Annotated in this window: 11 protein-coding genes and 3 pseudogenes; 3 read left to right on the forward strand and 11 right to left on the reverse strand. The window is 45.9% G+C overall.

What is annotated here, in order from left to right; translation table 11 throughout:
* Positions 1–114: 114 nt before the first annotated feature.
* Positions 115–477 carry a MerR family transcriptional regulator gene (locus H581_RS0126040; protein WP_028612555.1) on the forward strand — a complete coding sequence of 121 codons (363 nt, stop codon included), beginning with the start codon at positions 115–117 and terminating at the stop codon, positions 475–477.
* A gap of 119 nt (positions 478–596) precedes the next feature.
* Positions 597–1529: an NAD(P)-dependent oxidoreductase gene (locus H581_RS0126045; protein ID WP_028612556.1), complete on the forward strand. Its 933-nt coding sequence runs from the start codon at positions 597–599 to the stop codon at positions 1527–1529.
* Between the two features lie 448 nt (positions 1530–1977).
* Here the strand turns inward: H581_RS0126045 and H581_RS39115 are convergent.
* From H581_RS39115 to H581_RS36715, 11 genes and pseudogenes are all read right to left on the reverse strand, one after another.
* Positions 1978–2622: pseudogene (locus tag H581_RS39115) on the reverse strand (DUF2278 family protein); the annotation flags it as partial.
* A 266-nt stretch (positions 2623–2888) separates the two neighbouring features.
* Positions 2889–3467 (reverse strand): MBL fold metallo-hydrolase, encoded by a 579-nt coding sequence (locus H581_RS0126055; protein WP_028612558.1) that lies wholly within the window; start codon positions 3465–3467, stop codon positions 2889–2891.
* A pseudogene (locus tag H581_RS39785) lies at positions 3464–3928 on the reverse strand (DUF5946 family protein); the annotation flags it as partial. The gene H581_RS0126055 and the pseudogene H581_RS39785, both read right to left, overlap by 4 nt.
* A 144-nt stretch (positions 3929–4072) precedes the next feature.
* Positions 4073–4468, reverse strand: a complete 396-nt coding sequence (locus tag H581_RS37460) for a MerR family transcriptional regulator (RefSeq protein ID WP_169507546.1) — start codon at positions 4466–4468, stop codon at positions 4073–4075.
* Between the two features lie 183 nt (positions 4469–4651).
* Positions 4652–5579: pseudogene (locus H581_RS35445) on the reverse strand (NAD(P)-dependent oxidoreductase).
* A 59-nt stretch (positions 5580–5638) separates the two neighbouring features.
* Complete coding sequence (locus H581_RS0126075) at positions 5639–6598, reverse strand: NAD(P)-dependent oxidoreductase (RefSeq protein WP_211231504.1); 960 nt, start codon at positions 6596–6598, stop codon at positions 5639–5641.
* Positions 6599–6849: 251 nt separating this feature from the next.
* Positions 6850–7464, reverse strand: coding sequence for a 2'-5' RNA ligase family protein (locus tag H581_RS0126080; RefSeq protein WP_028612562.1), 615 nt, complete (start codon positions 7462–7464; stop codon positions 6850–6852).
* Between the two features lie 161 nt (positions 7465–7625).
* Positions 7626–8291, reverse strand: coding sequence for an HD domain-containing protein (locus tag H581_RS0126085; protein WP_028612563.1), 666 nt, complete (start codon positions 8289–8291; stop codon positions 7626–7628).
* Between the two features lie 230 nt (positions 8292–8521).
* Positions 8522–9058, reverse strand: a complete 537-nt coding sequence (locus tag H581_RS0126090) for a hypothetical protein (RefSeq protein WP_028612564.1) — start codon at positions 9056–9058, stop codon at positions 8522–8524.
* Between the two features lie 189 nt (positions 9059–9247).
* Positions 9248–9817 carry a hypothetical protein gene (locus H581_RS0126095; protein ID WP_028612565.1) on the reverse strand — a complete coding sequence of 190 codons (570 nt, stop codon included), beginning with the start codon at positions 9815–9817 and terminating at the stop codon, positions 9248–9250.
* Positions 9818–10036: 219 nt separating this feature from the next.
* Positions 10037–10708 (reverse strand): phytanoyl-CoA dioxygenase family protein, encoded by a 672-nt coding sequence (locus tag H581_RS36715; RefSeq protein WP_028612566.1) that lies wholly within the window; start codon positions 10706–10708, stop codon positions 10037–10039.
* Positions 10709–11082: 374 nt separating this feature from the next.
* Here H581_RS36715 and H581_RS35455 point away from each other — a divergent pair, with 374 nt between their 5' ends.
* Positions 11083–11997, forward strand: coding sequence for a helix-turn-helix domain-containing protein (locus tag H581_RS35455; protein WP_051251383.1), 915 nt, complete (start codon positions 11083–11085; stop codon positions 11995–11997).
* Positions 11998–12014 lie beyond the last annotated feature (17 nt).

Consider the following 12014-nt stretch of genomic DNA (forward strand, 5'->3'; position numbering starts at 1 on the left):
AACTTCCAAAATTTAATCGATCAAAAGAAATGGACTTCTATGAGTTCGAAATGAAAATAGAATGCTGGCGGGGTATAATCAAATATATGATAACACGCAAGGAGGCTCTAAGGAGTGAGAATAAGCGAACTGTCAAAATTGACCAATGTCAGCATACGATCAATCCGGCATTATGATAATAAAGGTCTTCTACTTGCCGAAAGACTGGAGAACGATTACCGGGATTTTAATGAATCTGCCGTAGAACGAGTTAAGGCAATTCAATTATACTTGAAGCTTGGATTAACAATTGAGGAGATCGGGACATTGTTTAAGAGTGAAGTGGCAGATCCAGACGAATATGAATATTGCGAGGAGATGATGGCAACGTACGAAGAGAAATTAAGCACGGTGAATCGTCAAATCGAAGCACTTCATGGATTGAGGAGACTACTGGAGAGGCAAATTGTACTTACGAGTAAAAAAAAAATGACCTAACGCAGTCAAGGCCCGGGAGCATAATGAATCGCTCCAGGGCCGTTTTTATTTTATATTGACATTGACACTAGTGTAATCCTCTAAAATGAGCTTAGTCTCATCCGAAAGGAGTTTTATCATTGAATAGCAGCAACCGAAGTGAGAACATTGGTGTTGGAACCGAGAATACAGTGGGGAAGAGCAAATCGGTGACGGTCATCGGGCTTGGTCCGATGGGTCAGGCGATGGCGGCAGCTTTCCTTAAGCATGGCTATAAGCTGACCGTGTGGAACAGGACATCAAGCAAAGCAGACGAACTCGTAACAAAAGGAGCCGTCAAGGCGTCCACGATCTACGAAGCGTTGGAGGCCAATGAGCTTATCATCCTCAGCCTAACGGACTACGATGCGATGTATGCCATTCTCGAACCTGCATCGGAGGGCCTGTCCGGCAAGGTCCTAGTCAACCTGAGTTCGGACACTCCGAAGAAAGCGCGCGAGGCGGCGAAGTGGCTGGCCAACCGTGGAGCCGGGCATCTCACAGGCGGCGTTCAGGTTCCTCCTTCCGGCATCGGCAAACCGGAGTCCTCCACTTACTACAGCGGTCCGAAAGAGGTGTTCGAGGTCCACAAGGAAACGCTCGAGGTGCTGACAGGAACCGACTATCGGGGCGAAGACCCGGGACTTGCAGCGCTGTACTACCAGATAGGGATGGATATGTTCTGGACATCCATGCTCAGCTACCTCCATGCCTCTGCAGTAGCCCAAGCGAACGGTATTACGGCTGAACAGTTTCTGCCATACGCCTTCGATACAATGTCGTCGCTGCCGAAGTTCATCGAGTTCTACACGCCGCGGATTAATGCGGGGGAATATCCCGGCGACGTGGACAAACTAGCCATGGGATTGGCGAGCGTCGAGCACGTCGTTCATACGACCCAAGAGGCCGGCATCGACATCACCTTGCCAACTGCAGTTCTGGAAGTTTTCAGACGCGGCATGGAGAACGGATACGCCGGTAATAGCTTCACTAGCCTCATTGAAATCTTAAAGAAGTCCGATATTCGTCCATAAAAAAATGGGCCATTCCTAACGGGATGGCCTACGTTGAAGGTTGTTTCTTTTTTCGCTATACCTACTCATTTGCATGTACTTAAAAAAGGATCGTCCAGCCTTGCCTTACTTGATGCCTCGTATAAGAGACTCCGTCCACTTTCAAACCGCTTTGATCGAGCAGGGTGATAATATCGCCCCTGTCCCGAAGGAATTCGCCATCGGTTACCGGGATCGACATAAACTGTCCCGGCAGGATAACGCCATGTAGCTTAAACCTTCGTTTCGCCTTGTTGGCGATGGCCCACTCTGTCAGGTCGATAGCACGGTTGGAAGCATTCAGAAGCGTGACCGTTTCACCGGCTCCTCCTTCAGGCAGTATAACGGCTCCGGCGATTCGAATACCGCCTTTCACCGGATCCGGTATGACACCGGTATCGGGCACAGGTTCCTCCTCTTGGGCGCCGATCGCGTGCCCCGATTGGTCGTCCGTATGCCACAATTGGGACTGAAATGCTAGGAATACGGCGATCCATCTGTCTTCCGACGGGAAATGAATGAGCAGTCCTCCGTCCTGGTAGACGCCGTCGTCTTTCGTAAACCTGCCTTTGTTGCCTTGATTCATATGAATATTGTGAATGCCGTTGCCTGGTTCGAATCCGAAAATTTTGTCTCCCTTACCGTGTTCCGGGCCCCATCGTTCCCCGAATGCGTACAGAATGGCATCATCCGTTTCCATCGCGCGCTTGATGTAGAAGTCTAGCTTCTCGTTCAGATCGTTGTCTCTTCCCGGTATGTCGAAGGCAAGCGGCACCATGTCCTTTCGGTCGAACAGATTGCTGCGAATGTAATCGAGCGCCTGGCCGTCAGGCTTTCTTGCCAGCGGTGTAAAACCAAACGGCATAGCAGGCAAATCGGCAGTCATGACATGCTGAAAATGTTCAATCGTACAATACAAAAGCTCTGACGGATGAAGCTGTGACTTGACATTGACCGCAATACGAAAGTCCTCGTTATCTGTGCTGACGTGTACCTGATAATGGGCGTTCTGGTTCGTGCCTAAACGACGGTCGATCGCTTTGCATTTCAGTACTCCATAGGGGTGAATAGGCATAAGCAGGTCTCCTTCGATCCGGGCTCGACAAGCTCCGTTAGTGACTTTAGTTCTCAAAAAGATTCGTGACGCTTGAACTTTTCCAATATTACACTTTCCACGTGAAGGAAATAATTCCTCTCCCGATTCGTTGTAACTTTTTTGTAAAAAACATCAGCCGATGAAAAACCAGTCCTGAAGAGATCATGGAGAATCTAAAATCTAAATTTCCTGCGGACTCACCACCGAATCAATGGTCATGATACCAGCCTTTATCAAAAATCAATTCAAAGCGTTATGGTATTACCGTGCCCTGGGAATACATGTTTTTCGTTTGTACTTCTTAGTTGTGACCAACTAGTATCCACCTTCCCGTTCGACTCAATATTCATATTGTTTTGGAAAGGCAAATCACCTATAAAAATACCTAATCTTTCGATAACAATACTGATGGAATCATCTGAGTGACCTGGTGTGTGAAGGATATAACCAGGAATACCCAATCTCTCCGTGAATGACGGTTTATCGTTTTCGTTGATTATGTTTTGAGGGTTAATTACAATTTTTTTGAAATCTTGAAACTTTTTCATAGATTCATTTGCGGATTCAAGGAAATCCAGTTGCGATCTGCTGATGATTATTTCAACGCCCAAGGATTGCATCTCTTGTGCGATTCCACAATGATCGGGATGAAAGTGAGTGACAATTAAATAATGAACATCATGCAAAGGGATTCCATACTTTCGTAATTGACTCATCATCTTTCCAAGCGTACCAGGCAAGCCCGTATCGATTAGAAGATACTTTTTTTCGTAGTCGATCGCATAATAGTTTGTCGAACCATATCCAATATTTATAACATTCATTTGCTCCTCCGTTTTTTCCATTCATATTTATTGATATAGAGATCCCCCACAACTTCTGCAATGGGATGGAATCGATCATATGACTGGTATACATCATTTGCCCATTTTAATATTGTTGATTCGAGTTCTTTCTGCCTAAGTCCTATTATGTCCGTAACAGTTAAATGCCCTCTTTCTTGTACGGGCAATGCAGGGATCACGTTATCCGGGTGTGACAATTTGTATAGATCCATAATATTGCTCAACTGAGGTGTTTTCGAATACTCCCATTCTATATTTTGATCAAGTATTAAATACTGTCTGGTGAGATGCAAATTGTTGTTCCATATCCCATGAACCTCCGAATGTTGCAAACAATGCGCATCGGCAAATATAAATTGGTACAGACCGTTTTCACCTGCAAAGTTACTTGCCATATCATTAAAAACATCAAAACATTCAAATACTCCACCATTAGTATTTGACCCGCAAAATTGTCATTTACCGTAACGCTCCAATTTCACGCCTTTTTTCAGGGCTTGTCGCTCTATATTTTGCATAAAACTCTCCTTCGATCCTTCGATAATTATAATCGAATCAAAAGTTTCCCTTAAATCATCCTAACATTACTCAACATAGCTTTGTAAAAAGCTATTCATGTGAAGCAAGAGCGGAAGGATATCTTTATTCTGATTTTGTTTTTTGTCGAATTGTTTCAGTCTGATCAGTAAATCGATAATTTGATCATTCTTTTTTTCAAGATCTCTTACTAATTCGCAGATGGGATGCTTTTGCTCCAATACGATGGTTCGAATATTCTTTAACTTTTTACCTGTTATTTTCATAATGAATATTTTCACAAGGAGGATCAAATCATCATTAGTCACCATCTTCTTCCCATGCTTTTTCTCAAGTGAAAGTAGACCTAAACTGTTGTAATAGGAAATCGTTCTTTCGGTAATGCCGGTAGCCCGCTCTAGTTGACCCGTTGTATAAATTTGAAACGCCCCCTTTGAAACCACTATAAGGGTTAACGCTACGTTAGAGTCAATATATCAATACAGAGTGGAGAGTGGGCATACTCATTTTTACCTGTTTCTAATATTGACGCCTCTACCTTTAACTCAACTCTCCGCTTTACCACTATTTGTGATACGGTTCTCCGTACATCGGTAACGGCATATTTTAAGGCCATCCCTTATTTTTCATGGACGATCACCGAAATTCTTGAAGATTTCAATGAGGCTGGTGAAGCTATCATCAGCATGACCACTTGCAGTACCACGCTTGAAGATATCAAGAACGGCGGTGGGTAGAGAAGTATCGACACCTGCTTCTTTGGAGGTATGAACGACGTGCTCGATGCTCGCCAAGCCCATAGCAAGTCTTTCAACGTCGCCATGGTGCTTTCCTGTGTCGATACGAAGGGTGTAGAACTCAAGTAACTTAGATTTCCGAGACGTATGGCAGGAATTGTTCACCTGTAATGCCGTACGCTCTCGCCACCGCAAAGGCGTGAAGGTAGCTGAGCATTGCGGTCCAGAAGACATCTATCTGAATTTGGTAATACAACATGGCAAGTCCTGGGTCCTCGCCCTTATAATCAGTTCCAGTTAGCACCTCAAGAGTCTCCCTGTGAGCTTCGAAGATGTCAATCGGACCACTATAGAGTGTAATAGACTCCATATTGCCGATTTCTGAAGGTGAGGCTAACACGCCACCGGTGAGATGCCAGGCCCTGCGTTCGGTTAACCACTTCGCTGCTTCGCGTACTTTCTCCGGGGTATCCGAACTCAGGTTGACAATAACTTTGCCGTATAGTCTCTCCGAGACCGATTCGAGTATTGCATACATTGCATCATAGTCCGTCAGGCTGAGAATGACCAATTCGTTGGAGGCAAGAGCCTCGTTAACCGAGGATGCCTTAATGGCTCCCTTTGTCATAAGCTCGTCTGCTTTCTCTGAAGTTCGGTTCCATACGGTCACTTTGTAGCCGCGATTCAAGAAAGCGCTAACCATCGCCTTGCCCATGGGACCTAACCCGATGACCGTGACCGATGAGCGATTCCCACCTGCATTAGCATCACCAAATGACTCGTTGTTTGTTTTCTCACTTTGATTACTACTATTCAATGGAGAAACCCCTTTCAGCTTAAAATTCGATTTGGTGATAAATACTCTATTATAATCTTTTATTCCACCCGTTCCGACATCCTGAGCAGCTCAACCAGTGATGAGATGCTGTGGTCCCGATGGCCTGTCGCTACCGCCCGTCTAAGGAGATTATGCATAGGAGCGTGCCAAGTGACGTCAATGTTCGCCTCCTCGCCTATCTCAAGGTCGTATGCGATAGACTCATGGAAGATGCCGACAGAGGAGGCTGGCTTGGTGTAGTCACCTGAATCGATCTCATCCGCAAAACCTGGCAGGACCGATCCGATCATCTCAAGCCATTTAATGGAATACGGTACCAGCGAGCTTGCCTGCAGGCCGCGTGCCTTTACAAGGGCGGCACCCTGGAAGAAACCAAGGAGGGCCGGCAGCAACGTTCCTCCCACGGCGAACTCATAAAGTTTGGCGAGGTCCGGTTCCCCACCAAGGTAGACGGTGTCGCCGCCAAGCACCTTCAACGTCGTCTCGTACTCGTCGAACGTAGCCTTGTCACCACTGTAGTACAGGAGGGTGTCCGGTTTCCCTACGGCTGCTGGTACATTTTTGACTGCTCCGTCGAGAAACCTCGCACCGTGTCCAGTTGTCCAAGCGGCCATCTTACGAGCACCTGCAGGTGTACCAGAGTTCAGAGAGACTAAGGTTCGGCCAGCCAGTACAACTCCAGCTGGTTCCATTGCCTGGATCGTGGCATCATAAGTAGTAAGGCAAGTAATAACTAATGTGCTTGCCGAGATTGCGTTCTCGATTGTATCCGCGTGTACCGCACCCATGGCAATGAGGGGAGCAGCTTTCACGGCACTGCGGTTCCAGACCGTAGTCGGATGTCCTGCCTTGACGAATGTTTCGGCCAGTACCGAGCCCATATTGCCCAAACCGATGACTGATATTGATAAGCGATTCTCGCCCACCATCATTTCCCCAGTAACGATAGAGTTGTCACTTAAATTTTCCCCTGTACTACTTTGATCTTTCCTCTCCAATTGAAAGTCCTCCCCTAATAAATGAGTTAATTTTGAACCGCAAAACGTCTTCTCTGCGTGTTCAAGCCTGATTCTAAAGTATTACACTAGTGTTAGGGTCAAGAGCTGCCGTAAAAACAAAAAAAGACCACTGAGCAAATAACGATGCTCCATGGCCTATGTGCGAATAAGTGTTATTTTTTTACAACGTCAGCAAGCGAGACAAATCAACTCATTGAAAAAATTACCGCCCAGCATCTTGTCGTCGGGATTTAATAGATTTCGCCTTCATCACCCGAACTGTTACATTGAGTCGGGATTGCCGATGATTCATACGGCTTAAATACTTTTGACATAATGGTGGGACTGCTCAAGCATTTATTCGATTCAAAATCCAGCTTTACTAATCCTACTCCTATTATTTTGCTTTTTTGAGGGATAAAAACTTGGTAACAATATTTCATTGCTTCAATCATCTGTTCTGAGTAAAGCTGTAATGCGACAGTGCAATGGGGGTTCCAATTATCGGGGATGTAATATTGGTTTGCAAACTCAAGTAAATCTTCGAATTCCTTATGATATTGTTTATGCAATTTAATTAAGCCTTCTGTGACAGTTGGATCTATAAATAATGTCCCTGAAGTCGGGAAAGATGCGAGAATATCAAACTTAATATCAAGTTCTGATAGATTTTCAAAAAATGAGTTGAATTGTGTAGAATACCTTTCCAGATCAGGGATATCCTTGTAGACCGCCGCAGTCATATGCGGTCTTATTTCGGAAATCTCGTACATATTTGATGTTATTTGTTCATCATGTAGACCCTTCCAAATACTTTTAACATATTGCTCAAATTTTTCTTCGAAGAAGAACTCGACAGCGTACAAGCATTATCACCTCACATTATAATACTTCATATTACTATTTTTTTGGTGCTTTTATGTAAACTATGAATTAACTTTACCCGTCTGCCCGTTACGGAGAAGGCTGCCTATACATTACTGTCGGCAGCCTTCTATTGCAAATCCGGAGTACAAGCATTCAAACTCTACACTTGCCCCTCCCACTCTAGGTAGAACCGATCCACATATTGCTCCATGTATAGATGGCGTTCTTCAGCTATTTTTTTAGCGGTAATTGTATTTATACGATCCTTAAGTTTAAGCAATTTTTCATGAAAATGGTTAATTGCAGTGCTTTTATCATGACGATACTCTTTGGGTGTCATAGAATCACGAGGTACTATGTCGGGGTCATAAATAGGATGGCCTATCCAACCAGCATAGAGAAAAGTTCGTGCAATCGCGATTGCCCCAATTGCATCTAGACGGTCGGCATCTTGCACCACTTTTCCCTCTAATGTTCTCATTGGTGGATTAGTACCCGCGTTGTACGACATCGTTGAGATAATTTCCAAGACATGCCTGCATTCCTCTTTATTAACCAATTGAGTTTCTAGCCAGTCGCCTACTTTACGGAGCCCGCTCTCCTTTGATTCATTAAGCTTCTCATCAGCTACATCATGTAAAAGAGCAGCTAATACACAAACGAATATATCAGCACCTTCTGCGTCAGCTAATCGTTTACTCATTTGTACAACCCGATGAATATGCCACCAATCATGACCAGTTGGGTCGTTACTCAACTCAGCTTTTACAAACGCTTCCGTTTTCTCTATTATCTTCTTCTGTCTTAGTTCATTACTTGATGTCATATAACTGTTCAACTCCTTCAATGCCAGTCTACCATTTAGAAAATTCCAAATCCGTGTCCAACGCGTTCTCCCAATTGCTTAGCACTTTCTTCAAGATTTCTAGTTGCCCTTCCAATGCGTAATTCGAATCGGAGTAACAGCTTCAAACAGCTGAAAAAATTCTCGATTTCGCACTCGTAAGTCCAATAATTGATAGAGGCCACCCAGCTTCTTCCACTAACATAGGAGAATTATCGAAAAACATATCCTTGCCAAAACTCGCTCATCAGTTCGTTGGATATACGAAGCGCTTCTTCGCGGCTGGAGGCAGGTGTAGACAACATGTAACCATCCTCTCCGTTCCAACCTTTGCTTTCATCCTGCCCGCTTTGTTCGTGAATGGAAATCGTCACTTTCCGGAAATCGTCGGTGGTGTAGATCATGCCGTAAGAATAGTGCTTGGGATGCGCATCCTCGACATAATGGTAAACCACCCACCCTGAACGGTTATTGTCCAGCGGAATCGTCAACTGCCTTTGGTTTTCTGGCACCGGCAGTTCTTCTCCCTCGATATCGACGATTCCGTTGAAGGTTTGATCCCCCAGCCAACTCCTGTACAGCTTCCCTTGAATACGAATGCGTACCAGCTCCTCCGTGCCGCGATTTTCTTTCCCGAGCCGATATTTGACTCCTTGCGCATCAAAATCTATATCCCTTGGGACGTAATAAAATGCTACGCCACCCACGATGATCAAGATCGCGAACGAGAGAAGCGCCTTCCTCCGCATTATTTTTCACCCTTTCTGGCAAGCAGCAAGAAGCGAACAGCACCGCTGCGGAACAAACCGCGATCGGCGTCGTGGTTGTTCCTCCCGACCCGTGCCGCTAACGAGGCTGCGGCAATTCACCGGCTGCCGTCAAATTGTGCTTATTGAGCTAATCGTGTCCCTTTAGCGTACAGACACGCTGCTCCTCGCTCACTTTTTTACTCGTATATATTGACGTTCTTTCCACTCGAACTCATTCTCCAATTGAAATGTGGATAGTTCAAGTACGTGATCGAGCTCCTTTTTAGGTGTGTCCGCAAATCTCTCCTGTCCGTATGCCCAGCAGGAGTACAGTTCTATATCTTCACCGTTCCCCATATTACGACGCAAATAAGCGAATAGCTCTGTTAAGCACTTTTTGCTGGTTTTATATGAAAGGGGATGAGACTGTTTAATTTCGTCATTGATCTTGAAGGAACCGCCTTCAGGGTCTACTTGGTAAACCCAAGGATGACGGAACAGATGCGAGTAATCTTGTCTGGTGATGGGCCCGGTTATATATAAACCTGCAGCATCCTCCTCAGTCTCATAAATCTCCATAAGCTTATCGCCTTGCGGGTATTTCTCCAGTAATAATTGCGTGGGGAGTTGATTCCTGGCGGCAGGATTCACTTTCGTTACATAATCAATAAGAGTAATGAACGTTTTTTTCTGTCCGAACGAACCCGTTGGAAGTTCATGAGCTGCAGCAATATAATAGAATAGGGTCACAGTATTCATTTCATCTCCTATTTGTAGCTGATTCCGTTGATTCTTCTATTATTTATTCTGCATATCCGCTCCATTAACCTGCCCGTCTGCGGTTTCACACCCTCCCCCCTTCCGTCTTTCACCCGCTAGCGCAATGCGCTGCCAAGCGCACAAAAGACCGTTCATATCCGGTATACGGGCTATGAACGGTCTCCCACTTCACATTTTAACAGTTGCCGGTTGCCGAAGTCAGCTTACCCGAAACGCCGCTTTCGCCCACTTATACTCCGGGTCCGTCTGCGTTCCATCCTTGTAAGTCGAGATTAAGGCCCACCGGTCCTTGCCGGACGTATTCGGATAAGAAGCATGGTATAACAAATCATGGAAAATAATAGCATCGCCTCGCGAAGCGGTCAGATCAACTACGGTCTGGCCTTCAAGATCAGCATCCCCCAAACGATTGATGAAGCCGAGGCCGTCCGACGCGTCGCCGCCATGAAACGCCGCTCCCTTTAAGTGGGATCCGGGCACGACTTTCAGGCAGCCGTTTGCTGGTGTGGCATCGTCCAAGGCAATCCATACCGAGATTTTATGGCTTCCTTTCCAGTAAGGGTAATCCTGGTGCCAAGGCGATCCGAAATCGGTCGACGCATTTTTGAACACGAGCTTGTCGCTCAAAAAAACGACTTCTTCTCCGATAATTTCTTTCATCGCCGCGACCAAAACCGGATGCGCCGCGGCTTTTTTGAACAGGGAGCTTGCCACGGCCATCCCCACATAGACGCCTTCCTTGCCGACGCCGTTTTGTTCCACTACTTTTCGCGCTTCTTCCTTGTACAAGGCTGTTTCTTCCTCGGAATACAATCGGGGAAGCACGACATACCCGTTGCGCGAATATTCCTCTTTTACATGTGATGCCATAGCTTATGGCCTCCTCGTCATCGGTTTTGACTGCGTAATACTAAGTTATCTCGCTTGGACGAACTTGGAAATGCACTAAGCCTGCTATTTTGTGACCCGAAACGAACATATTGGCTTATTCATGATTTCGGCGGTTTTTTAAGGAAATGTGTAGATCAAATACGTGCACAAAATCGCTGTTCCCCTGCATTGAGGCACTTGATCGAATCGCCCATACTAAAACCATGATTGATCGGGGAAGGCGCCCTATCATCTGTGGCCCCGTATCTGCAAGATGCACATATTCCTGCACAATGATCGGGACTACGATCAGTAGGCAGCATGACAAGGTGTAGTACAATACGTATATGAAACAAATACGAGGAGCGCTTGCCATGTCATTCGATCTTATTCGTTCCACCGTCGATTTCGGCCGAATTCGACTCATGATGTCCGGCGATTTTATCGTGAAGCCGGGTTGGGTTTACGGTCCGGTCCGCCATCAATATCATCAAATCGTTTATTTTCCGACCGGCACCGATACCCGGTACGTTTGCTCGAACAAGGCGATCGTTCTAAGCAAGCCATGCATCATTATTACGCCGCCCGGAGAAACGTATTCCTATGAATTCGACAAATCCCATCCGGTAAGGCATCTGTTCATCACCTTTTACTGGGAAAGGGACCTTTCCGACGAGAACAACTCATTGCCGCAAAACGAATCCGTCTGTCTGCATTCCGTCGAAGAGACATTCGTACCGCTCTTGATCAAGCAAATCTTGTATTTGTCCAGCAAAAAGGTTTACTTGTGGGAAGACCGGTGCAAGCTGCTGCTCGCTTCGGCGCTTGCGGAGCTGGAAGGACTGAAGGGCATGCCTTCCTCCAAGTTCGCGCCCATCTCCGATACGAAGCATTCCTTGCCCGTATTGAAAGCTTTGGATTATATCGACCGTCATTTAAATGAGCCGATTACAATCACCCGGCTCGCTCAGGAGGCGGGTTGGAGCCATGAGCATTTCACCCGGAAATTCGTTCAGTACACGGGCATGTCACCGCAGAAGGCGATTTTGAGACGCAGAATCGAAAGGGCTTGTCAATTGCTGGTGCAAGAGAGATGGAACATTTCTGAAATCGCGTATGCCGTCGGGTTTCAGAATGTGCATTACTTTTATCGGACGTTCATGAACGTGAAGGGTATGACCGCATCCCAATACCGGCAAAAGTATTCCGCCCCCAATCTGAAGCATTTATCGCCCGTCAACGACTTGGATGCTTCGTATCCTCTGAATCATTATTACTACTACTCCTGAAAGCCCGAAAGGCAGGT

This window comes from Paenibacillus harenae DSM 16969, from assembly GCF_000422465.1.
Classification (GTDB): Bacteria; Bacillota; Bacilli; order Paenibacillales; family Paenibacillaceae; genus Pristimantibacillus; species Pristimantibacillus harenae.

What these genes read in the sequence shown, in the direction of transcription:
- H581_RS0126055 (WP_028612558.1), bottom strand. Translation starts at nt 3,467, where the DNA reads ATGAATGTTATAAATATTGGATATGGTTCGACAAACTATTATGCGATC.
- H581_RS0126085 (WP_028612563.1), bottom strand. Translation starts at nt 8,291, where the DNA reads ATGACATCAAGTAATGAACTAAGACAGAAGAAGATAATAGAGAAAACG.
- H581_RS0126090 (WP_028612564.1), bottom strand. Translation starts at nt 9,058, where the DNA reads ATGCGGAGGAAGGCGCTTCTCTCGTTCGCGATCTTGATCATCGTGGGT.
- H581_RS0126095 (WP_028612565.1), bottom strand. Translation starts at nt 9,817, where the DNA reads ATGAATACTGTGACCCTATTCTATTATATTGCTGCAGCTCATGAACTT.
- H581_RS36715 (WP_028612566.1), bottom strand. Translation starts at nt 10,708, where the DNA reads ATGGCATCACATGTAAAAGAGGAATATTCGCGCAACGGGTATGTCGTG.
- H581_RS35455 (WP_051251383.1), top strand. Translation starts at nt 11,083, where the DNA reads ATGTCATTCGATCTTATTCGTTCCACCGTCGATTTCGGCCGAATTCGA.